Source organism: Arthrobacter sp. E1SS-5, assembly GCF_057073715.1.
On the sequence record NZ_CP172703.1, the window covers coordinates 1 to 22679 of the forward strand.

General features: G+C 64.0%; 21 protein-coding genes and 2 tRNA genes. 18 read left to right on the top strand and 5 right to left on the bottom strand.

Annotated elements, in window-relative coordinates; all coding sequences use genetic code 11:
- The 12 genes from dnaA to ACIGJD_RS00060 all read left to right on the top strand — a co-directional run bounded on the left by dnaA (window position 1) and on the right by ACIGJD_RS00060 (window position 13200).
- On the top strand, window positions 1-1422 hold the full coding sequence (gene dnaA, locus ACIGJD_RS00005) for a chromosomal replication initiator protein DnaA (protein ID WP_483687735.1): 1422 nt from the start codon (window positions 1-3) through the stop codon (window positions 1420-1422).
- Window positions 1423-1959: 537 nt separating this feature from the next.
- Window positions 1960-3084 carry a DNA polymerase III subunit beta gene (gene dnaN / locus ACIGJD_RS00010; RefSeq protein WP_142131986.1) on the top strand — a complete coding sequence of 375 codons (1125 nt, stop codon included), beginning with the start codon at window positions 1960-1962 and terminating at the stop codon, window positions 3082-3084.
- 48 nt (window positions 3085-3132) lie between these two features.
- Window positions 3133-4017 carry a phosphogluconate dehydrogenase (NAD(+)-dependent, decarboxylating) gene (gene gnd / locus ACIGJD_RS00015; protein WP_483687736.1) on the top strand — a complete coding sequence of 295 codons (885 nt, stop codon included), beginning with the start codon at window positions 3133-3135 and terminating at the stop codon, window positions 4015-4017.
- A gap of 44 nt (window positions 4018-4061) precedes the next feature.
- Window positions 4062-5267 (top strand): DNA replication/repair protein RecF, encoded by a 1206-nt coding sequence (gene recF / locus ACIGJD_RS00020; protein WP_483687737.1) that lies wholly within the window; start codon window positions 4062-4064, stop codon window positions 5265-5267.
- Complete coding sequence (locus ACIGJD_RS00025; RefSeq protein ID WP_483687738.1) at window positions 5257-5811, top strand: DciA family protein; 555 nt, start codon at window positions 5257-5259, stop codon at window positions 5809-5811. The genes recF and ACIGJD_RS00025 overlap by 11 nt, the downstream gene beginning before the upstream one ends.
- A gap of 378 nt (window positions 5812-6189) precedes the next feature.
- Window positions 6190-8277 (top strand): DNA topoisomerase (ATP-hydrolyzing) subunit B, encoded by a 2088-nt coding sequence (gyrB, locus tag ACIGJD_RS00030; RefSeq protein WP_483687739.1) that lies wholly within the window; start codon window positions 6190-6192, stop codon window positions 8275-8277.
- 55 nt (window positions 8278-8332) lie between these two features.
- Window positions 8333-11011, top strand: coding sequence for a DNA gyrase subunit A (gene gyrA / locus ACIGJD_RS00035; protein WP_142131976.1), 2679 nt, complete (start codon window positions 8333-8335; stop codon window positions 11009-11011).
- The gene (locus ACIGJD_RS00040; RefSeq protein WP_483687740.1) at window positions 11004-11675 is read left to right on the top strand and encodes a DUF3566 domain-containing protein; all 672 of its coding nucleotides are present in this window, start codon (window positions 11004-11006) and stop codon (window positions 11673-11675) included. The genes gyrA and ACIGJD_RS00040 overlap by 8 nt, the downstream gene beginning before the upstream one ends.
- Window positions 11676-11772: 97 nt before the next feature.
- Window positions 11773-11846, top strand: a tRNA-Ile gene (locus ACIGJD_RS00045).
- A gap of 70 nt (window positions 11847-11916) precedes the next feature.
- Window positions 11917-12033: a DLW-39 family protein gene (locus tag ACIGJD_RS00050; RefSeq protein ID WP_229748488.1), complete on the top strand. Its 117-nt coding sequence runs from the start codon at window positions 11917-11919 to the stop codon at window positions 12031-12033.
- 70 nt (window positions 12034-12103) lie between these two features.
- A tRNA-Ala gene (locus ACIGJD_RS00055) sits at window positions 12104-12179 on the top strand.
- Between the two features lie 82 nt (window positions 12180-12261).
- Window positions 12262-13200 (top strand): DMT family transporter, encoded by a 939-nt coding sequence (locus ACIGJD_RS00060; protein ID WP_483687741.1) that lies wholly within the window; start codon window positions 12262-12264, stop codon window positions 13198-13200.
- A 5-nt stretch (window positions 13201-13205) separates the two neighbouring features.
- Here the strand turns inward: ACIGJD_RS00060 and ACIGJD_RS00065 are convergent, their stop codons facing one another.
- Window positions 13206-14081 carry a glycosyltransferase family 2 protein gene (locus ACIGJD_RS00065; protein ID WP_483687742.1) on the bottom strand — a complete coding sequence of 292 codons (876 nt, stop codon included), beginning with the start codon at window positions 14079-14081 and terminating at the stop codon, window positions 13206-13208.
- A gap of 141 nt (window positions 14082-14222) precedes the next feature.
- On the bottom strand, window positions 14223-15164 hold the full coding sequence (locus ACIGJD_RS00070; RefSeq protein WP_483687743.1) for a hypothetical protein: 942 nt from the start codon (window positions 15162-15164) through the stop codon (window positions 14223-14225).
- 155 nt (window positions 15165-15319) lie between these two features.
- On the opposite strand from ACIGJD_RS00070, the gene ACIGJD_RS00075 reads away from it, so the two are divergent.
- From ACIGJD_RS00075 to ACIGJD_RS00085, 3 genes are all read left to right on the top strand, one after another.
- Window positions 15320-15865 (top strand): peptidylprolyl isomerase, encoded by a 546-nt coding sequence (locus tag ACIGJD_RS00075; protein ID WP_483687744.1) that lies wholly within the window; start codon window positions 15320-15322, stop codon window positions 15863-15865.
- Between the two features lie 9 nt (window positions 15866-15874).
- Window positions 15875-16753 (top strand): rhomboid family intramembrane serine protease, encoded by an 879-nt coding sequence (locus tag ACIGJD_RS00080; RefSeq protein ID WP_483687745.1) that lies wholly within the window; start codon window positions 15875-15877, stop codon window positions 16751-16753.
- 542 nt (window positions 16754-17295) lie between these two features.
- On the top strand, window positions 17296-17763 hold the full coding sequence (locus tag ACIGJD_RS00085) for a carboxymuconolactone decarboxylase family protein (protein WP_483687746.1): 468 nt from the start codon (window positions 17296-17298) through the stop codon (window positions 17761-17763).
- Window positions 17764-17969: 206 nt separating this feature from the next.
- On the opposite strand, the gene ACIGJD_RS00090 is transcribed toward ACIGJD_RS00085, so the two are convergent.
- Window positions 17970-18497 carry a DNA-3-methyladenine glycosylase I gene (locus tag ACIGJD_RS00090; RefSeq protein WP_483687747.1) on the bottom strand — a complete coding sequence of 176 codons (528 nt, stop codon included), beginning with the start codon at window positions 18495-18497 and terminating at the stop codon, window positions 17970-17972.
- A gap of 108 nt (window positions 18498-18605) precedes the next feature.
- Window positions 18606-18857, bottom strand: a complete 252-nt coding sequence (locus tag ACIGJD_RS00095) for a cell division protein CrgA (RefSeq protein ID WP_236800400.1) — start codon at window positions 18855-18857, stop codon at window positions 18606-18608.
- A gap of 191 nt (window positions 18858-19048) precedes the next feature.
- Between ACIGJD_RS00095 and ACIGJD_RS00100 the strand changes: the two genes are divergently transcribed.
- The 3 genes from ACIGJD_RS00100 to ACIGJD_RS00110 are packed head-to-tail and all read left to right on the top strand — an operon-like array spanning window position 19049 to window position 20657.
- On the top strand, window positions 19049-19846 hold the full coding sequence (locus ACIGJD_RS00100; RefSeq protein ID WP_483687748.1) for a class E sortase: 798 nt from the start codon (window positions 19049-19051) through the stop codon (window positions 19844-19846).
- Between the two features lie 2 nt (window positions 19847-19848).
- Window positions 19849-20019 carry a hypothetical protein gene (locus ACIGJD_RS00105; RefSeq protein ID WP_483687749.1) on the top strand — a complete coding sequence of 57 codons (171 nt, stop codon included), beginning with the start codon at window positions 19849-19851 and terminating at the stop codon, window positions 20017-20019.
- A complete protein-coding gene (locus tag ACIGJD_RS00110) occupies window positions 20016-20657 on the top strand; it encodes an aminodeoxychorismate/anthranilate synthase component II (protein WP_142131953.1) in 642 nt (213 codons plus the stop codon). The genes ACIGJD_RS00105 and ACIGJD_RS00110 overlap by 4 nt, the downstream gene beginning before the upstream one ends.
- A 26-nt stretch (window positions 20658-20683) precedes the next feature.
- On the opposite strand, the gene pknB is transcribed toward ACIGJD_RS00110, so the two are convergent.
- Complete coding sequence (gene pknB, locus ACIGJD_RS00115) at window positions 20684-22669, bottom strand: Stk1 family PASTA domain-containing Ser/Thr kinase (RefSeq protein ID WP_483687750.1); 1986 nt, start codon at window positions 22667-22669, stop codon at window positions 20684-20686.
- Window positions 22670-22679: the final 10 nt, after the last annotated feature.

Below are 22679 nucleotides of genomic sequence, written 5' to 3' on the forward strand. Positions count from 1 at the left end.
ATGACAGTAGACGAAGCCAACCACGCCAATACTGTCGGAAGTTCCTGGCGCCGGGTTGTCAGCCTGCTGGAACAGGACCACCGGGTATCACCACGCCAGCGTGGCTTTGTCATCCTTGCCCAGGCCCAGGGGCTCATCGGTTCCACGCTCCTGGTGGCCGTCCCCAACGAACTCACACGCGAAGTGCTCCAGACCCAGGTCAAGGAAGCCCTTGACGATGCACTGCATAACGTTTTTTCTGAAGACATCCGCTGCGCCATCGACGTGGACACCGATCTGGTGCCCATCCACGAGGAGCCCGAGCCCGACGTCGAACCTGCTTTCGCCCCGGACCAGGTCATCGAGCAGAAGCCACAGCCTATGCTCCCCAGCACGTCGCACGAGTTCGGCCGGCTGAACCCCAAGTACGTCTTCGACACCTTCGTGATTGGCTCCTCGAACCGGTTCGCACACGCCGCCGCCGTCGCTGTTGCCGAAGCGCCCGCCAAGGCCTACAACCCGCTCTTCATCTATGGTGATTCGGGCCTGGGCAAGACCCACCTCCTGCATGCGATCGGCCATTATGCCCGCCGTCTCTACAGCGGGATCCGCGTCCGCTACGTCAACTCGGAAGAATTCACCAACGACTTCATCAACTCGATCCGCGATGACGAGGGCACGAGCTTCAAGACGACGTACCGGAACGTCGATGTCCTGCTGATTGACGACATCCAGTTCCTCGCCGGCAAGGACCGGACCCTGGAGGAGTTCTTCCACACCTTCAATGCCCTGCACAACAACAACAAGCAAGTAGTCATCACCTCGGATCAGCCGCCCAAGCTGCTGGCCGGGTTTGAGGACCGGATGAAGTCCCGTTTCGAGTGGGGCCTGCTGACCGACATCCAGCCGCCGGAACTCGAGACCCGTATCGCTATCCTCCGCAAGAAGGCACTGAGCGAGGGTCTGTCCGCCCCGGACGATGCCCTGGAGTACATCGCTTCCAAGATCTCCAGCAACATCCGCGAACTTGAAGGCGCCCTGATCCGGGTCACGGCATTTGCCAGCCTGAACCGGCAGCCCGTGGACGTGGCCCTTGCCGAGATGGTGCTTAAGGACCTGATTACCGATGACGGCGCCCAGGAGATCACGTCCGCCCAGATCCTGCAGCAGACGGCTGACTACTTCAAGCTCAGCATGGAAGAACTCTGCAGCAAGTCCCGTACCCGAACCCTGGTCACTGCGCGGCAGATCGCCATGTACCTCTGCAGGGAGCTAACTGACATGTCGCTTCCCAAGATCGGCCAGGAGCTTGGCGGCCGCGACCACACCACTGTCATCCATGCAGACCGCAAGATCCGCGAGCTGATGGCCGAGCGCCGTGTGATCTACAACCAGGTGACCGAGCTGACCAACCGCATCAAGCAGCAGCAGCGCGACTCCTGAATCCACACCACAGCCCGCTCTCTATACCTTATTAACAGGGGCATGTGGATAAGCCTGTGGATACTTAAGGGGACAAGCGCGGTTAATGGGCTTAAAACCCTTAAGCCGTCTGTGGATCGCTAAAAACGCGTTTTTGGGTTGTCCCCATCCACACCCTGTTTAAAACCCGCGTACGCACACTCGATGAACAGGGCTTAACTGCGGAACTGCGGGGCAGGACTGGGTTATCCACAGTTTCCACAACAGTTATTAACACTACTAATCCCAAAAAATCGAAGTCCCTCAAACAACAAGATCGATGCGCAGGTCCGTCCAAGGGGCCTGCCGGCCCCTGAAGGGCTGGGCTGGACTCCGAGGGGATGGGTTAATCCCCGATCTTCCGGCTAAGCTGTCAGCAGCGCTCCCATCCCTGGGTTTTTGTGTGGTTTCTGTCTCCGCGGACCATGCACCAGCCGCGGTGCGCCCAACTTCTTCCGGAGTTTCCCCGTGAAATTCCCGGGTTTACATGGCAGCAGCAATGAAAGGCGGCACCCCTCCGTGAAGTTCAGAGTCGATCGGGACGTCCTGGCAGAAGCCGTTACCTGGACAGCCCGGTCCTTGTCTCCGCGGCCACCAGTGCCCGTCCTCTCCGGCCTGCTCCTGAAGGCCGAAGCAGGAACCGTCAGCCTCTCCAGCTTTGACTACGAGACCTCGGCACGCCTGGAGATCACCGCAGACATCAGGGACGAAGGCACCATCCTGGTCTCAGGCCGATTGCTCGCCGATATCTGCCGCAGCCTGCCTTCCGCTCCTGTGGACGTTGAGACCGACGGCAACAAAGTCACGCTTACCTGCCGCCGCAGCAGCTTCCACCTGGCCACCATGCCGGAAGCCGAATACCCTCCGTTGCCTGCCCTGCCCGCCATCAGTGGAACTGTCCCGGGCGATGCCTTCGCCCAGGCCGTCTCCCAGGTCATCATCGCGGCCAGCAAGGACGACACCCTTCCCATCCTCACCGGCGTGCGGATGGAGATCGAAGATGACCTGATCACCCTGCTGGCCACCGACCGCTATCGGCTGGCCATGCGCGAAGTGCCATGGAAGCCAGTCACTCCGGGCATCTCCACCAGCGCCCTGGTCAAGGCCAAAACCCTCAACGAGGTTGCCAAGACCCTCGGCAACAGCGGAGACATCAACCTGGCACTGTCCAACGACGACAGCCGGCTGATCGGGTTCGAAAGCGGCGGCCGAACCACCACGTCCCTGCTGGTGGACGGTGACTACCCGAAGATCCGGTCGCTGTTCCCCGAGTCCACGCCCATCCACGCCACGGTCCAGACCCAGGAACTGGTGGAGGCGGTCCGCCGCGTATCGCTGGTAGCCGAGCGCAACACCCCGGTCCGGCTCGCCTTTACTGCCGGACTGCTGAACCTTGACGCCGGCACCGGTGAGGACGCCCAGGCATCGGAGGAGCTCGAAGCCCAGCTGTCCGGTGACGACATCACGGTTGCCTTCAACCCGCACTACCTCACCGAGGGCCTCAGCGTCATCGATACCAAGTTCGTCAGGTTCTCCTTCACCACGGCACCCAAGCCGGCCATGATTACGGCGCAGGCCGATGCCGACGGTGAAGACCAGGATGACTACCGCTACCTGGTGATGCCCGTCCGCCTTCCCAACTAGTCCCCATCGGCTCCCAGCCCTCCCACTAGCGCAGAAAAGAGTTCCACCATGCACATTGGACTGATCGGCCTCGGCAAAATGGGATTCAACATGCGCGAACGCCTGCGCAAGGGAGGGGTGGAGGTAACAGGCTACGACCGGAATCCCGATGTCACCGATGCTGCCACCGTCGACGACCTCATCGCTGCCGTACCGGCACCCAGGATCATCTGGGTCATGGTCCCGGCAGGGCCCATCACGGACTCGGTGGTCAGCGAACTCAGCGAGAAACTGCAGCCGGGAGACCTGGTCATCGACGGCGGCAACTCCCGGTTCACCGAAGACCAAAAGCACGGCGAACTGCTCGCCGCCAAGGGGATCCACTTCGCCGACTGCGGCGTATCCGGCGGAGTCTGGGGCCTGCAGAACGGCTACGGCCTGATGGCCGGGGGGGACGCGGCCGACATCGAACGCGCTCTTCCGGTCTTTGATGCGCTGCGTCCAGAGGGCGAGAGGGCGGACAGCTTTGTTCACGTCGGCGGCATCGGCGCCGGCCATTACGCCAAGATGGTCCACAACGGCATCGAATACGGCCTGATGCAGGCGTACGCCGAGGGCTACGAACTGCTTGCGGCCAAGGACATCGTTACCGACCTGCCCGGCACGTTCCGGGCCTGGCAAAAGGGAACGGTGGTCCGTTCCTGGCTCCTCGACCTCATGGTCAAAGCCCTCGACGAGGACCCGGGCCTGGCCTCAATCGACGATTACGTGGAGGACTCCGGCGAAGGCCGGTGGACGGTGGAAGAAGCCATCGCCAACGCCGTCCCCGCCCCTGCCATCACTGCCGCGCTGTTCGCCCGCTTCGCATCCCGGGAGGACACCTCGCCCGCCATGAAGATGGTTTCCGCCTTGCGCCATCAGTTCGGCGGCCACGCAACCCGTCCCGCCAAGTAGCACCACAGGGAACCTGCAGCGTTCCCGGAATTGCCGAAAACCGCGTGTATCTGGAACACCTTTCACTGACCGACTTCCGCAGTTACGCCCAGGTTGACCTTGCCCTGGGCCCCGGTGTCACCGTCCTGGTGGGATCCAACGGCATCGGCAAGACCAACCTGATGGAAGCCATCGGGTATCTGGCCACGCTCAGCTCCCACCGGGTCAGTTCCGATGGGCCACTGCTGAGGTTCGGCACGGAACGGGCACTGGTGCGGGCCAGGCTGGTTCGCGGCACCCAAACCACGGTCCTTGAGTTGGAAATCAATGCCGGCCGTGCCAACCGGGCACGCATCAACCGCAGCAACCCCGTCCGTGCCCGCGACCTGCTGGGCATCTGCCAGACCGTCCTTTTTGCCCCGGAGGATCTGGCCTTGGTCAAAGGCGATCCGTCCAACCGGCGTCGGTTCCTTGACGAGCTGCTGGCCAGCCTCGTTCCGCACCACGCCGCCACCCGCAGCGATTACGACCGGGTCCTGAAACAGCGCAACGCCCTGCTCAAATCGGCCCGCGCCGGGCGGTTTACAGCGGCGCATGAGTCAACCCTGGATGTGTGGGACCAGCACATGGCCCGGGCCGGAGCGGAATTGCTGCATGCACGGCTGGAACTGGTGGAACGGCTCCGTCCCCACCTCACCCGTGCCTATGCGCAACTCACGGATGCGTCCAAGCCCGCTGACGCAACCTACCGTTCGACCCTCCAAAACCAGATGGACGACGACGGCGTCCCGGCCTCCGGTGCCCAGCGCACCACGGACGGAGGTTCTCCAGGGGAACAGGATGACCTGCGGCTTCTCTCCGTCGAACAACTCACGGAACGGTACGTCCAGGCGTTCGCGGAATCCCGGAAGAAGGAACTGGAACGGGGCATTTCCCTGGTCGGCCCGCACCGGGATGAACTGGAGCTGATGCTCGGCCAGGCACCTGCCAAGGGATACGCCTCGCACGGCGAAACCTGGTCCATGTGCCTGTCCCTCCGGCTTGCCTCGTACTACGTCATGCTGGATGATGCCCGGACCGGCGGTTCTGCCCCCATCCTTATCCTTGACGATGTCTTTGCCGAACTGGACGTGCAGCGTCGGCGTAAACTGGCGGCAATAGTCTCCGGCGCGGAACAGGTCCTGGTGACCGCCGCCGTCGACGCCGATATTCCGGAAGAGCTGTCCGGACGGCGGGTGAAAGTCATCCCGGGAGGTATCGATGAGCAGTGACCAGGGCGGCGGGCTGCAGCCGGGCCGCGAACCTGACAACATCGACGCCCCGCAGGCAGCGCTGAACCGCATGCGCGAAGCCGCGGCCGCCCGAGGCGAAGTCCGGCGAAAAGTGGGGCGGCCGGGTTCCGCGAAGGCCAAGGGCAGCATCCGGGACACCAGGGGCTTCAGCCAGTTCCACGGCACCGGCCGAGACCCGCTGGGCCTGGGAAAGGTTGTTGGCCGGCTGGTCGCGGAACGGGGCTGGACCTCGCCGGTGGCTGTCGGATCCGTCATGGCCGAGTGGGCAACCCTGGTTGGGCCGGAAATCTCTGCGCACTGCACACCTGAGAGCTTCACGGATACCACCCTCCACGTGCGGTGTGATTCCACTGCCTGGGCAACCCAGCTCCGGCTTCTGAGCAGCAGCCTGCTTGAAAAATTCGGCCGCGAACTTGGTGACGGCGTGGTCACCAGCATCCAGGTGCTTGGCCCCTCGGCACCCAGTTGGCGCAAGGGCGGGCGCAGCGTCAACGGGCGTGGGCCGCGGGATACGTACGGATAGTCCGGACGGCAACTCTTGAAACTGCGTCCAAGGCCGTGTAGGGCGCTGTAGGCACCGCAGGCTGTATAGGCACCCGGAGGGTATACCGCGCGGCCGCCCTAGGCGGGGCCTAGAGCCTCGCATGGCCATATTCGCTGCTGGCGAAGGCCCTGGAATGCGGGGATATGGGCCCGTTCGCGGTAGAATTGACGCAGATAACTGGGCGCGGATGAAACGTTGACTTCAGTCCGTTCTCCGCGCACTTCCCGTGTGTGGAGCGTGGACCACCAACCGTCAGCAAGTCACCGGCGCCATAAGTTTGTGCCTGTTGGCGGGTGGATTTCCCCTGGGGAGAGAAACCGGCCGGCCATCATCGAGAACAGAGGAGTCGCAGCGCCTGTGGCTAACGACAATACAGATATTCTGGCAGCAGATACAGCAGTCGAGAATGGCCGCACCCCTGATACTCCACCTGCGGCAGCCACTCCACGGGAATACGGCGCCAGCGACATCACTGTGCTTGAAGGCCTGGAGGCTGTCCGCAAGCGTCCCGGGATGTACATCGGTTCCACGGGTCCCCGCGGCCTCCATCACCTGGTCTACGAAGTGGTTGACAACTCCGTGGATGAGGCGCTGGCTGGCTACTGCAGCCATATCGAGGTAGTCCTGCAGGCCGATGGCGGCGTCAAAGTGGTCGACGACGGCCGCGGCATCCCCGTGGACATGCACCCCACTGAGCACAAGCCCACCGTCGAGGTGGTCATGACAATCCTGCACGCCGGCGGAAAGTTCGGCGGCGGCGGGTACGCCGTGTCCGGCGGCCTCCACGGCGTGGGCATCTCCGTGGTGAACGCCCTGTCCAGCCGGGTGGATACCGAAGTGCGGCGCCAGGGTCACGTGTGGCGGATGTCCTTCGCCGACGGCGGCAAACCCCAGGGCAGCCTGGTCAAGGGCGAAGAAACGGACGCCACCGGTACCAGCCAGACCTTTTACCCGGATCCGGCCATCTTCGAAACCACCGAATTCGATTTTGAGACGCTCCGTGCCCGCTTCCAGCAGATGGCTTTCCTCAACAAGGGCCTGCGCATCACGCTCACGGATGAGCGTGAAGCCCCATCCAGTGAAGCTGACGGCGACCTGGACCTCGATGACCTCAGCACCGAGGGTGAGGTCAGCGCGGAACACCGCACAGTGGTGTACCAGTACGACGAAGGCCTGCTGGACTACGTCAAGCACCTGAACTCGGGCAAGAAAGTCGAAGTGGTCCACGAGGACGTCATCGCCTTCGAAACCGAGGACACGGAACGGCGCATCGCCCTGGAAATGGCCATGCAGTGGACCAGCGCCTACTCCGAGAGCGTGCACACCTACGCCAACACCATCAACACCCACGAGGGCGGCACGCACGAAGAAGGTTTCCGTGCTGCCCTGACGTCCCTCATCAACCGGTATGCCCGCGAAAAGGGCATTATCAAGGAGAAGGACGACAACCTCACGGGCGATGACATCCGCGAGGGCCTGACTGCCGTCATCTCCGTCAAACTGGCCGAGCCCCAATTCGAGGGCCAGACCAAGACCAAGTTGGGCAACTCCGAGGTCAAGGGCTTCGTCCAGCGCGTCGTCACCGACGGACTGGGCGACTGGCTGGAGCGCAACCCGGGCCCCGCCCGCGACGTGATCCGCAAGGCCATTTCCGCCGCCCAGGCCCGAATGGCGGCCAGGAAGGCCCGCGACAACGCCCGTCGCAAGAGCCCGCTGGAATCCTTCGGCATGCCAGGCAAGCTTTCCGACTGCTCTTCGAAGGACCCGGAAAAGTGCGAGGTCTACATCGTGGAGGGTGACTCCGCCGGCGGTTCCGCCAAACGCGGCCGCAACCCGGAAACGCAGGCCATCCTGCCGCTGCGCGGCAAGATCCTGAACGTGGAGCGTGCCCGCCTGGATAAGGCCCTGGGCAACGCTGAAGTCCAGTCCATGATCACCGCCTTTGGCACGGGCATCGGCGAAGACTTCGATCTCGCCAAGCTGCGGTACCACAAGATCGTCCTCATGGCAGACGCAGACGTTGATGGCCAGCACATCACCACCCTGCTGATGACCCTGTTGTTCCGTTACATGCGGCCGCTGATCGAGAACGGCTACGTGTACCTGGCGCAGCCCCCGCTGTACCGGATCAAGTGGTCCAATGCCCCGCACGACTACGTCTACAGCGACCGCGAACGCGACGCCAAGCTGGTGGCAGGTCAGGCAGCAGGACGCCGCATCCCCAAGGACAACGGCATCCAGCGCTACAAGGGCCTGGGCGAGATGGACTACACCGAACTGTGGGACACCACCATGGACCCGGATCACCGCACCCTGTTGCAGGTCACCATGGACGACGCCCTTGCCGCCGACCAGATCTTCTCCGTCCTCATGGGCGAAGACGTGGAATCACGCCGTAACTTCATCCAGCAGAACGCCAAGGACGTCAGGTTCCTGGACATCTAAGGACCCGCTCCAAAGTATTCGGAACCAGACATATACCCGAAACGGAAAATAAAGTATGAGCGACGAAACCCCTGAGAATCCCGCCTCCGAGGCCGGAACTCCGGACACCGTTCTTGAAGGTGACGTGCTGATCGACCGGGTAGAGCAGGTGGACCTGCAGACGGAAATGCAGCGTTCCTACCTGGACTACGCCATGGCCGTCATTGTGGGCCGCGCCCTCCCTGACGTCCGGGACGGCCTCAAGCCCGTGCACCGCCGCGTGCTCTACGCGATGTTCGACGGCGGCTACCGCCCCGACCGTTCCTTCAACAAGTGTGCCCGCGTGGTGGGCGAGGTCATGGGCCAGTACCACCCCCATGGTGACACCGCGATCTACGACGCCCTGGTACGCCTGATCCAGGACTGGACCATGCGCTATCCGCTGGCGCTGGGGCAGGGCAACTTCGGTTCTCCGGGCAACGACGGTGCCGCCGCTCCCCGGTACACCGAAACCAAGATGGCACCCCTCGCCATGGAGATGGTCCGGGACATTGACGAGGAAACAGTCGATTTCCAGGACAACTACGACGGCAAGAACCAGGAACCCACCATCCTCCCGGCCAGGTTCCCCAACCTGCTGGTGAACGGTTCCTCCGGCATCGCCGTCGGCATGGCCACCAACATCCCCCCGCACAACCTCCGGGAAGTGGCCGACGGCGTGCAGTGGTACCTGGCCAACCCTGAGGCAAGCCGTGAGGAGCTCCTCGAGGAGTTGCTGGTACGGGTCAAGGGCCCCGATTTCCCCACCGGCGCGACAATTTTGGGCCACAAGGGCATCGAGGACGCCTACCGGACCGGCCGCGGTTCCGTCACCATGCGCGCCGTGGTCGCCGTGGAGGAGCTGCAGGGACGCACCTGCCTGGTGGTTACCGAACTTCCGTACCAGGCCAACCCCGACAACCTGGCCATCAAGATCGCCGAACTGGTCAAGGACGGCAAGATCCAGGGCATCGCCGATCTTCGGGACGAGACCTCCGGCCGTACCGGCCAGCGGCTGGTCATCGTGCTGAAGCGCGACGCCGTGCCCAAGGTGGTGCTGAACAACCTTTACAAGCACACCGAACTGCAGAGCAATTTCTCGGCCAACATGCTGGCCATCGTGGACGGCGTGCCGCGCACGCTGAGCCTTGACGCGTTCATCCGCCACTGGGTGACGCACCAGATGGACGTCATCGCGCGCCGTACCCGGTACCGCCTGCGCAAGGCGGAGGAAGAAGCCCACATCCTGCGGGCCCTCCTGAAGGCGCTGGACATGCTGGACGAGGTCATCGCCCTGATCCGCGCCTCCAGCACCACCGAGGCCGCGCGTGACGGGCTGATGGAACTGCTGGACATCGACGAGATCCAGGCGCGCGCCATCCTCGATATGCAGTTGCGCCGCCTGGCCGCCCTGGAACGCCAGCGGATCCAGGAAAAGCATGCTGAACTCGAAGCCCTGATCACCGAGTACAAGGAAATCCTTGGCTCCGAGGAGCGCCAGCGCGGGATCATCAGCACCGAACTGGGCGAAATCGTGGACAAGCATGGCGACGACCGCCGCACCAAGATCCTCATGGGCTACGACGGCGACATGTCCATGGAGGACCTGATCCCCGAAGAGGAGATGGTGGTCACCATCACCCGCGGCGGTTACGTCAAGCGGACCCGCAGCGACAACTACCGGTCACAGCAGCGCGGCGGTAAGGGCATCAAGGGTGCCCAGCTGCGCGGCGACGACGTGGTGGAACACTTCTTCGTCACCACCACCCACCACTGGTTGTTGTTCTTCACCAACCTGGGCCGCGTCTACCGTGCCAAGGCGTACGAGCTGATGGAAGCGGGCAGGGACGCCAAGGGCCAGCACGTTGCCAACCTGATGGCATTCCAGCCCGACGAACATATCGCCCAGGTCCTGGACCTGAAGGACTACCAGCAGTCGCCGTACCTGGTCCTGGCCACCAAGCGGGGCCTGGTGAAGAAGACCAGGCTGGAGGACTACGACACCAACCGTTCCGCCGGCGTCATCGCGATCAACCTGCGTGACGGCGATGAATTGGTCTCCGCCCAGCTCGTCTCGGAAACTGACGACCTCTTCCTGGTGTCCCGCAAGGGCCAGTCGATCCGCTTCACTGCAACCGACGATGCCCTGCGTCCCATGGGACGTGCCACGTCCGGGGTCACCGGCATGAAGTTCCGCGAGGACGACGAACTGCTGGCCGCGGACGTCGTCACCGACGGTTCGTTCGTGTTCATCGTGACGGAGGGCGGCTACGCCAAGCGCACGGCTGTGGAGGAATACCGCCTGCAGGGCCGCGGCGGCCTGGGCATCAAGGTAGGCAAGTACCAGGAGGAACGCGGCCACCTGGTAGGTGCACTCATCGTCCAGGAGGAGGATGAAGTCCTGGTGGTCATGGAAGGCGGCAAGGTTGTCCGCTCCTCGGTTGCCGGCGTTCCTGCCAAGGGCCGCGACACCATGGGCGTCATCTTCGCCAAGCCAGACAAGAACGACCGGATCATCGAGGTGGCACGCAACAGCGAACGCGGCCTCGAGGAGGAGGAATCCGGCGGTGATGACGTAACGTTGGCAGAAGATGGCGGTACCGCTGGGGAATCCGCCGCGCCCCCAATGGCAGAAGAATCACCGGCCGTAGAGTCAGAGGACGCCTCGGGCGACGCTGAGCCGAACGAAGACAACACGGAGGTAACGAGTGAGTAATTCCGACTCATTTCCCAAGCCGAACAGTACTGTTCCCGACGGGAACCGGCCTTCAGCGGCACCCCGCGTGAACGCCCCTGTCCGTCCGCAGCAGCGTCCTGCTGCCCCTGCCGGCGCGCCAGGCCAGCGGCCCGCCGTCCCCGGCCAGCGTCCGCAGCAGGGCGACCGCCCGGTGCAGCCCGGCCAGCGCCCATTCCAGGGCCAGCAGGGGCAGCGGCCGGCACCGGCCGGACAGCGCCCTGCACAGGGATCCCCAAGCCAGGGAACGCCTGGGCTGGTCAAGCCCGCCCCCAAGGCGAAAGTCCGCCGGGCGCGCCTGCTGGTCAGCAAGGTGGACCCCTGGTCCGTCCTGAAAATGGCGTTCCTGCTGTCCGTGGCACTGGGCATCGTCACCGTCGTGGCCGCCATCGTCCTCTGGACGGTCCTGGACCTCACTGGAATCTTCGACCAGGTGGACAGCCTCCTCGGCACGCTCGCCGGCTCTGAAAGCGGCGGTTTTGAACTGAAGAAGGTTGCCTCGCTTGGACAGGTGGCATCATTCGCCACCATCATTGCCGTGGTCAACGTGGTCCTGCTGACCGCGCTGTCCATGCTTTCCGCCGTCCTCTACAACATTTCCGCCACCCTGGTGGGCGGTATCGGTGTGACCCTCACCGACGATTAGGAAGCCACTTCCGCCGGCTCCAGCCCGGCGGAAAGGCCCGATTTGAGATCGGGCCGGGATGTGCTGTAAAGTCATGTCTCGGCCCGATGAGGGATCGGGGCGTATAGCTCAGGCGGTTAGAGCGCTTCGCTGATAACGAAGAGGTCCCAGGTTCAAGTCCTGGTACGCCCACGGAACTTGTGCAGGTTTCAAACGGAGGTCTCGTCCGGTTCATCCGGTACCTGGCCGGAACGGGGAGCATGTGAAGAAGTTGCTTGTACTGGCAGCGGCAATCGCAGGCGTCCTGGTCTACCGGAAAGCACAGGAGTCCGAAGCCCGGAAAACGGTCTGGAGCAAATCAACCGATACGGTCGATTAGCCCGGACGCCCGCCCGGGAGCGGTCAGACGCTCCACGGTTCTAGGGTATGATGGACGGGTTGCTTCTTATGGGGGCATGGCGCAATTGGTAGCGCACCTGCTTTGCAAGCAGGGGGTTCGGGGTTCGAGTCCCCGTGCCTCCACCATAGGAAAGTCCCGGTCAGCGTAAAACGCAGGCCGGGACTTTTGCTTTCCATCATCGGCGGGAACCAGTATCAGGGGGCTGCAGTGAACTTACTCTTCGCGGCCCTGGGCGTGCTGGGCGTCGCTTCGTCAGGCCCCCTGATCGCAGCCACCCTCGGCGCCACCAGCGTCAGCGCCCTGGCCATCGCCTTCTGGCGCAACGCCATCGGTGCAGCCGTCATGGCCACCCCCACCCTGGTCCGGCAGCCACGCCAGTTCGGCAGCATCACCGGCCGCGAGTTCCGCTGGTCCGCGCTGGCCGCCGTCGCCCTTGCCCTGCACTTTGCCTGCTTTATCACGTCCCTGCAGCTGACCTCCGTGGCAGCGGCCACGGCCCTGGTGTGCCTGCAGTCCGCGTGGATCGCGGTCTTCCAGCTCCTGCGTGGCACCCGCCACCGCTGGCAAGTACTGGCTGGGCTGGGCATTGCCTTCGGCGGCGTCGTGGCCATCACCGGGTTCGACCTGGGCTCCTCCCGGCAGGCCCTCATCGGAGATCTGCTGGCGATGGCCGGTGGTGCCCTGGCGGGCCTCTACACCCTGGCTGGAGGCAAGGCACGGCAGAGCATGACCACCGGAACCTACACCACGCTCTGCTACGGCATGTGCGCGGCGCTGGTGGCGGTGCTGGCCCTGATTGCAGGCCAGCCCCTGGCCGGCTTCGAACCTGCCGGGTGGCTCGGCATCGCCGCAATCACCGTCTGCGCCCAACTGGTGGGGCATACCGCCTTCAACCACCTGCTGGCCACCATGAGCCCGCTCATCGTCTCGATGATCATCCTCCTGGAAATCCCCGGAGCAGCCCTGCTGGCGGCCGTATTCCTGCACGAGACCCTGCCTGCCGGCACGTACGCGGGGCTCGGCCTGATCCTGGTGGGACTCGCCGTCGTGGTCCTGGGGCAAAGGAGCGGCAGGGCCGGCAGGCGCGGAGCGGCGCCCCAGGAGGAACCGCCGTCGGAACGCCTCGCCGAGCTGGGTACTGACTAAGCCCGCTACTGTCCGCCCCGGCGCATCGGCTGCGCCGTGTTGACCGTGTGGATGGCCCTGAGGAGCTTGGCCGGGAAATATACCGAGAAGAAGACCACCATGGGAGCCTTCAGCGCCATCTTCTTGACGTTGTGGGCCTTGTAGGTCCGGTCAAACCTGGTGACGTAGTAGCGGTAGTCGCGCGGTGAGTCCTCCAGCCGGCGCGCGGACATCCCGGATACCATCTGCGGCCAGTAGCGCACCGGAAGCTCATGGTCGGCCAGGTGCAGGGACAAATCGATGTCCTCGTGCATCTCGTCCTTCTCATCCCGGCAGGTCTCGGCGCGGATGGTCTCCCAGGCGCTGGCACGCAGCGCCATGTTGGAACCAAAGAGGAAATGGTACTGGTGCTTGGCCAGCTTCAGCATGAACTGGCGCATCTTGTCGTCCGCCTTGAGCCCAAAGCGGCGCATCGGCATGTCGTAATACACCACGGGGCCGGTGGCGGCCTGGACAGACGGATCGGCAAACGCCTTCTGGACCTGCTCCACCCAGTCCGGTTCCACGATGGAATCCGCGTCAATACGTCCCAGGACGTCCCCGGTGGCGCAATCGAGCCCGAAGTTCCGGGTAGGGATAAGCCCCTGCTCCCTATCCTGGCTCAGGAGGATGATGGGGCTCTCCGGATATTCCAGCTGCATCTGGCGGACGATGCCGGCCGTCCGGTCTTTTGAAAGGTTGTCCACCACGATGATCTCGTGCGCCGGAACGGACTGGTAGATGGCAGCGATGAGGCATTGCCTGATCACGCTCTCCTCGTTGTACGCCGGGATAACGATGGACACGCGGAGCTGTACGGCTGCGTCGTTCACGGCATCCCCAGAGGATCGATTGGCTGACATCACCTCAAATCTAGCATCAGGGCCCTTTCCTGCCGGAGACCGATAGGCGGGTACGAAAACCGGCCCACAGGCACAAAAAAAGGAGCTCCGCCGGTGAAACGGAGCTCCTCTTGGTGTGCAGCTTTTGGGCTGCGGAAAAAACTAGGCCTGGCTGCTGCCCTTGTCTTCATCCGCAACCGTCTTGGCGCCGCCTTCGGTGTCGTCGGCTACGTGCCGGGCCTTGTCAGCGGCGTCGGCAGACTTTTCCTTGACAGTCTCCGCAGCGTCACCGGCCTTGTCCGCCACGGCTTCCGCAGCGGAGCCGGTGGCAGCGGCGGCCTTGTCAGCGGCATCTGCAGTAGTTTCCTTGACGTCGCTGACGGTGGTGGCAGGAACGGGGGCGGGAGTGGGTGTGACCGGTGAAGGAGTCTTCCACGGGTCTTCCACCGGCTTGGATGCCTTCCAGGCTGCAACGCCGGCGGCCACTGCCGCGGCCACCACGCCGAAGATCAGCCAGCCGCGCTTCTTTGGCTTCTCCGGCTGGGCCAACTGGACATCCACTGCGCGGCTGGCGCCGGCTGCAGCGGCCTTGAGCTGGGTTCCGGTTGCCTGGGCCTGCTCCTGGATGGCGTGGATGAGTCCCACGTCGCCCAGCTTCTGCGCCACGGCGTCCACCCGTGCCGGCGTGTTTTCCAGCGTGCGGTGCACTGCACCGGATGCCACACCGATCTGGTCCGAGAGCTTGGGCAGGTATTCCACCACGACGCGGTCACGCGCGTTCAGGACCACCGGGGTGGCCTTGTCCAAGGCTTCGTGCAGCCTCGGTGAGGCGCCCTCGACAACGTCGTTGATCTTAGGTGCCAGCTGGGCCAGCCCGTCCTGGATCCGGGGAGTCACAGTGGCAACACCGTCTGCCAAATTATGGGCGGCCGACTTCAGGCCTTCCTGGATCTTGGGAGATGCGGTATCCAGGCCCTGCTGGAGGCGGGGAACAGCCCAGTCCACGGCAGCTTCCACCCGGGGAGCCGCCCAGTCCTTGGCGTTTACCACCGCACTTGTGACCGACTGCTCAAGGTCACGGGCAATACGATCCGACTTCTTCACAACTACCTCCCGATTAATGTGACGGTTCTGTCGTTAGCCTACGTGCCCAGATCTTCACGGGCTATTCACTCCGCGGATTTTGGGGGGATTTCACCCAGCGCGGAACTCCCTCCGCAGCCGGGGCTGCCCGGAATCGGCATGGGAGAATGGGCCGTATGACTGCCATCGCAACTGCAAAAGCAACCATCCACACCAGCCTCGGCGACATCGTGGTTAACCTCTTCGGCAACCACGCGCCCAAGACGGTCAAGAACTTCGTGGGCCTTGCCACCGGCGAGCAGGCTTGGACCCACCCCGAAACCGGCGAGGACAAGACCGGCACCCCGCTGTACAACGGAACCATCTTCCACCGCATCATCAAGGACTTCATGATCCAGGCAGGCGATCCGCTGGGCCGCGGAACCGGCGGCCCCGGCTACCGCTTTGACGATGAAATCCACCCGGAACTGAACTTCAACCAGCCCTACAAGCTGGCCATGGCCAACGCCGGCATCCAGATGGGCAAGGGCACCAACGGTTCACAGTTCTTCATCACCACCATTCCCACGGACTGGCTCCAGGGCAAGCACACCATCTTTGGTGAGGTGGCTGACGAGGAATCCAAGAAGGTTGTCGACGCCATCGAGGGCGTGCGCACCGGCATGGGCGACCGCCCGGTGGAAGACGTGACCATCAACAGCATCGACATCGAACAGCTGTAACGCTCCACCATGAGTTACGGAATTCCGTCGGCTGAGCCGTCCGCCCAGGTTCCGGTCTGCCCGCGGCACCCGGACCGGCCGTCCTACGTGCGCTGCCAGCGCTGCGGGCGCCCGGCATGCCCTGACTGCCAGCGGGCGGCCGCCGTCGGATTCCAATGCGTTGACTGCGTCAACGAGACACAACGGACGACGCCGGAGGTAAGGACCGTCTATGGCGGCGCCGTTGCCACCGGCAAGCCATTGGTGACGTTCGGAATCATCGCTGCGTGCGTCGTTGTCTACGCTCTGCAGATGCTCATTCCCGGCGACTGGGTGTACAAGCAGTTCGCGTACAACAACATCTTCGCCGCCCCGCAGTACGGCGCCTTCGAACCCTGGCGGATGATCACGTCAGCTTTCCTCCACTCGCCGGACTCGCTGCTGCACATCCTCCTGAACATGTACACGCTCTGGATCTTCGGGCAGGCCCTGGAACCGGTCCTGGGCCGCGTGCGCTTCCTGGCGCTGTACCTCATCTCCGCGTTCGGCGGCTCTGTGGGCTACCTGCTGCTGAACCCCCTGCTGGTGCCCGGCCAGGGCCTGGTGGGGCTGGTGGGCGCATCCGGCGCCATCTTCGGCCTTTTCGGTGCCATGCTCCTGGTCCAGCGGCAGCGCGGCGGAGATACCCGCCAACTGTGGGTTCTGATCGCCATCAACGGCGTCATCGGTTTCCTCATCCCCCACATCGCCTGGCAAGCCCACCTGGGCGGCCTCGTCACCGGCGGTCTCTGTGCAGCCGTCTTGGCCTACGCTCCGAGGGGGCGCCGCCGGAGCCTCATCCAGGCGCTGGGCCTTGCCGGCGTCTTTGCGCTGCTGATCGCCGTGAGCTGGGTGCGGGTGTCTCTCTAGCCCCCGCGCTCCTGTTGTTCATTGCGCCCCCGCACCTGCCGGTGCGGGGGCGCTTTGTTTTCCACAGTCCTTATCCACAGTGTTAATAACTTACAAGGGTGTAGTTCCGGCGCCCTCCCCCCTATTCGCGCGCTGTACCGTGAAGCCAGCGTCGGAGTAGCGATATTTCTCCACACCTGTGGATAACCTTTGGGGATATCGCTGTGCGTAAGTGGATAAGCGGGGGCTTGGCAGCTCTTCTGTGGAAAAAGCGGCTCGCCACCGCCTCTAAAGCCCCCGGTGCTGATCCCGGGGCGACGTTATCGACAGCGATATACACAGTGTTAATAAGTCACAGTGCTGTAGTTTGCAGCCCCGACCTACCCGCGGGAGTAGGGTCTAAAGCCCCTGAGCAGACGGATTTCCACCGCGTTCCCCACAGCTGTGGATAACTTGTGGGTACTGCGGTGTTGGTAAGTGGATAAGAGACGACTGCGGCCGATGGCATCCTGCCTATGATGGTTGCCTGTCAGCCGTTCAGCCGTACAGCGAAAAGGACATCCGTGAGCGTCACCGAGCATCTTTACCTGGACAAACAGCATCCAGCCCTGTGGAAGGCCATCAGCGGACTGGGCCTCAAGGTGCAGGAAGCGGCAGAAGAGGCGGGAATAGCGCGGGCCCTGCTGGAGCTGCTCAATGTCCGGATTTCCCAGATCAACGGGTGCGCCTACTGCCTGGACCTGCACGTGCGGAGGGCTGGAGAGGCGGGAGAGACTTCCCAGCGTCTGGCCGTGCTGCCGGCATGGCGTGAGACGGCACTATTTACGGACAAGGAACGGGCGGCACTGGGGCTCGTGGAGAGCATTACGAACCTCCCGGACGGGCATGCCAGGGAGCAGGCGGAGGCAGTGGCGCGTCAGTGCCTTACGGCTGATGAGTTTTCTGCCGTGAGTTGGGTGGCCGTAACCATGAATGCCTTCAACCGGGTCTCCATCACCAGCCATCATCCCGTCAGGCGGGACCGCCCGTAGGAGCCGGGGGTTTGCTGCGGAGATCCTCCGTGTCCGCGGGAGCAGTTATCCACAGGTATTCCACACTGTTAATAACAGCATGCGGTGTGCCAAAAAAGGCAGTATCCCTGGGGCCGTTCCCTGTGGCTGATTTCCCGGTGGTCCAGACGCCGTTTTTTCACACTGTGGATAACCTTCCCAACAGTTGGGGATAACCTGCAGGGTCCTTACTCAGGCCAGATGCCCGAGGATCCCCGGCGGTGGCTGCCCAGGAGGTGGGTATCCACCATTCCCACGGCTTCCATCAGCGCATACATGGTGGTGGGTCCCACAAAGGAGAAGCCACGTTTGCGGAGCGCCTTGGACAAGGCAACGGACTCTGCCGACTGGGTGGGGATATCAGTGATGTCCTGTGGTCTGGGCGTGCTGGCCGGCCGGAAGCTCCACACAAAGTCCACCAGTCCGCCGTCGCTCCGGAGCTCCAGGGTGGCCTGGGCATTTTTAACCGCGGCGAGGATCTTCAGGCGGTTCCTGATGATTCCGGGGTCCTGCATCAGCCGCTCCACGTCCGCGGCGGTGAACAGGGCCACTTCCTCGGGATCGAACCGGGCGAAGGCGGCACGGAAAGCCGGGCGCTTCCGCAGGATGGTTGCCCAGGAAAGCCCCGCCTGGAAGCCCTCAAGGCAGATCCGTTCGTAGAGGCCCTGCTCGTCCGTGACGGGCAGGCCCCATTCCTGGTCGTAATAATTCCGCATGAGCGGATCCGTCGCAGCCCAGGCGGGCCGGGCGAGGCCATCCTCGCCGACGATCACCCCGGCGGAACCGGCAGCCAGTGCAGTCCTCCTGATCCAGGCCGCTCGCCGCTAGGAACGCCAGCGGGTGGTCATCAGGAACCCCACGATGGCGATGCCGAAACCGGCCACGATGTTCCAGGACTGCCAGGCCTGGACCGGAAACCGGCCCTCGCTGATGTAAAAAGTGATGATCCACAGGAGGCCGATAATCATCAGGCCGAACATGACCGGCTTGAACCAGACGGGATTGGGCTTGTAAGCCTGGGGGGAAGCCGGCTGGGCGGTGCTGGCGGTCTTCTTGCGAGGCTTTGACTCGGGCACTGGCTCTCCTTGACGGGCTGGGCAAGCTCGGCGGTCCGGGCTTGGTATCCTGCAAGAAGGAAATTGCCAGCGGTCTGCGCGATCTTGGTCAAATCTGGATTCTTACTAGCAGCCAATTCTAGCCGCAGTTGATGGGCAGCCCGTGCGGGCCTGGCCGGGCACTGCCAGGGTAAACGCCCGGAGGGGAACGCGTGGTATTGCAGGAGAAGGCGGGGCCCGCCACTGCGCCCGCCCCCCGTCGTGCCCTGTTGCGCGGCACCATCCAGGTGCTTGGCGAGTTGCTGATCACCGCCGGCGTCATCCTCCTCCTTTTTGTGGCGTGGCAGCTGTGGTGGACCAATGTGGAGTCCGACGCCAAGCAGAGCCAGGTCATCAAGGAGTTCGCCAAGGACCTGGGAACCGCCGCCCCCGCAACCACTGCTCCTTCCGCCGCGCCTGCAGCGCCGGCAGCACCGGAGGATTTCGGCAAGCCAGTGGTGGGAACCGCTCCCGGCCATGCGGGCACCATCGGGATCATGTACATCCCGCGGTTCGGTCCCACCTACACACGTCCCATCGTCCAGGGAACCAGCCAGGACGTCCTGGATACCTTGGGCCTTGGCCACTACAGCAACACGGCGATGCCCGGGGCAGTGGGCAACTTTGCCGTAGCCGGGCACCGCCAGACCCATGGGGCCGTGCTGGACAACATCCACACGCTGGTGCCGGGTGACAAGATCTACGTCCAGACCAAGGACGGCTATTACGTCTATGTCTTCCGGAACAACCAGATTGTGATGCCTTCCCGCACGGACGTGCTGGAACCGGTACCAACCCAGCCCGGAGCCGCACCCACCGAAAGCTACCTCACCATGACCAGTTGCAACCCCCGCTTCGGGGCGGAAGAACGCATCATCGCCTACGCCCTGCTGGACAGTTGGCGCCCGGCGTCAGCCGGGCCGCCGGCAGAGATCGCGGCACAGGTTGCGGCAGCCACCGGAAGGAGCTGACCGTGTACGCCTGGATTTTCCGCCACCTCCCGGGACCGCTCTGGGTCAGGATCATCATTTCGCTGGCACTGGTCTTCCTTGCGCTGGTCCTGATGGTCCAGTTCCTTTTCCCCTGGATGTCCCACTTCACCCAATTCACCGACTCAACGATTGGTTCCACAGACCAGCCATGACCACAACCAAGATCCTTGTAGTGGATAACTACGACAGCTTCGTCTACACCCTGGTGGGCTACCTCCAGGAACTCGGCGCCGAGACCACCGTTGTGCGCAACGACGATGTCACGCTGGCAGAGGCGATCGAACTTGCCGGTACCCGGGACGGCGTCCTCATTTCGCCCGGTCCCGGTAACCCCGCCGAGGCTGGAGTCTGCATTGAGCTGATCAAGTGGTGCGGTGAAAACAGCGTCCCCATGTTTGGCGTGTGCCTGGGACACCAGGCGCTGGCGGAGGCCTTCGGGGGCAAAGTCACCCATGCCCCTGAACTCATGCACGGCAAGACGTCCTTGGTGGAGCATATCGGCACCAGCGTCTTCGCCGGGCTCCCCTCCCCCGTAACGGCCACCCGCTACCACTCACTGGCAGCGGTCCGGGAATCCATTCCGGACGTCCTTGAAGTTACGGCGCAAACAGCGTCAGGTGTGGTCATGGGGCTCCAGCACCGGACGGCACCGCTGTGCGGGGTGCAGTTCCACCCGGAATCGGTACTTACTGAGGGCGGGTACCAGATGCTCGGCAACTGGCTGGAGTCGCTGGGCATGAAGGGTGCAGCTGCCCGGGCCGCGAAGCTCAGCCCGCTGATCCAGCACTAGCCGGAACTGTCCCCACCCCGGGAACGTCAGCCCCTTTTGGTGGGCTTGGGGGTGGGCGTTGCCGAGGGTGTGGGCGTGGGGGTCTCCGTTGGCGGCGGGGGTGGCGGCGCCTTGGCCACCACGATGGTGATGGTCTTCCCCTGGTCGACAGCGGTGTTGGCCGGATCGCTCTGGTCCGTCACCTTGCCCGGCTCCACCTGCGAGTTCTCCATCTCGATCACCGAGGGCACCAGGCCCAGCTGCTTCAGGGCGGCTTCGGCCTCTTCGCGGGTAAGGGCGCGAAGTTCCGGGACCACCACCTTGCCGGTGGAAACGATGAGCTCCACGCTGGTGCCGACGCCGACGCTTTGTCCTGGCGCCGGGTTGGAGGTGATGACGATTCCTGCAGGCACTGTGGCGCTGTTGGCGGTTGTGGTGGAGGGGGCGCCGACCAGTCCCACCTGGCGCAGGATGTCCCGTGCAGCGGCCTCCGTCTTTCCGGGCAGGCTGTCCGGGATCTTCACCGAGCTTGGCCCGTCGGAGACATTGAGGATGATCTCTGCGCCCGGGTCGAGTGAACCGCCGGCCGCAGGATCGGTCCCGATGGCGGTCCCCTTGGGCACCGTGTCGTTTGCCGCCCGCGCGATCTTGGGCCGAAGCCCGGCGTTGTACAGCTCCTGCAGGGCAGCAGTTTCCGTCAGGGACGCCACCGATGGGATCTGCACCTTCGCCGGAGCAGGGGCCGGGCGGTTGACGGTTTGGTAAAGCCAGAGGCCGCCGCCGGCGAGGACCAGCAGGGTGAAAATCACCAGGGTGGCGATCCACGCACGACGGCGGGACTTCTGCCGGTTGCTCCGCTCACGTTCCGGAGGGAGGCCGAGCGGCAGGGCAGCGGCGGCACTGTACCCGTCGCCGTCGTACCTGTTTGCCTCGTCCTCCCCGGCGAGTTCCAGCGGAACCGCCGGGCCGCCGTCGTCATGGAACAGGTTGGTGGCGGCCAGCCGCCCCGTGGGCGCGTCATCAAGGAAACCCGCGCCGCCGGCAGCGAATGCCTCCGTGGGCGGTGCTGCTTCGGGAACATGGTCGTTGGGGTCGGTAGGCGCTTCGGACGCCGGCACGGCCGGAACCGGTACCCCGGCCTTGGCAGCCCGCAGGGCGCGGCGAAAGGCGGCGGCGTCCTGGAACCTGTCGTCACGGTTCTTCTGCAGGGCCTTGGCCAGGACCGTGTCCAGCGCGGGCGACACCTGGCCATTGAGGCTGCTGGCAGGCTCTGCAATTTCGCGGACGTGCTGGTAGGCAACTGATACCGGGCTGTCGCCGACGAACGGCGGGCGGGAGGTGAGCATTTCGTAGAGCAGGCAGGCAGCCGAATAAAGGTCGCTGCGGGCATCCACGGTCTCGCCCCGTGCCTGTTCCGGCGACAGGTACTGGGCTGTTCCCACCACCGCCTGGGTCTGGGTCATGGTGGCCGAGGAATCGGCGATGGCACGGGCAATGCCAAAGTCCATCACCTTCACCGAGTTGGTGCCCGGGCAGTACATCACGTTGGCAGGCTTGATGTCCCGGTGCACGATCCCGGCCTTGTGGCTGTACTCGAGGGCCCCCAGGACGCCCAGGGTGTAGTCGATGGCCTGGTCGATGGTGACGTCGTTGGCGCGGATCAAGTCACGCAGCGTCTTGCCCTCAACGTATTCCATCACGATGTAGGGCACCCGCACGTCTTCCGCCGAGCCGTCGTGCACCGTGTGCTCACCGGTATCGAAGATGGCAACGATGGACGGGTGGTTCAGGGCGGCTACGGCCTGGGCTTCACGCTTGAACCGCGCCTGGAACTGCGGGTCCCTGGCCATGTCCGGCCTGAGCAGCTTGACGGCAACAGTCCTGCCCAGCCTCGTGTCCGTTCCCTTGTAGACATCCGCCATGCCGCCGCGGCCAATGAGGTTCCCCAGCTCGTAGCGGCCGCTCAGGACACGCCGGTTATCCACCGGCAGGCTGTCCTCCCGGTGCAACGGTGTGCGTGGTGACTCATTCACTGGTGTTCCT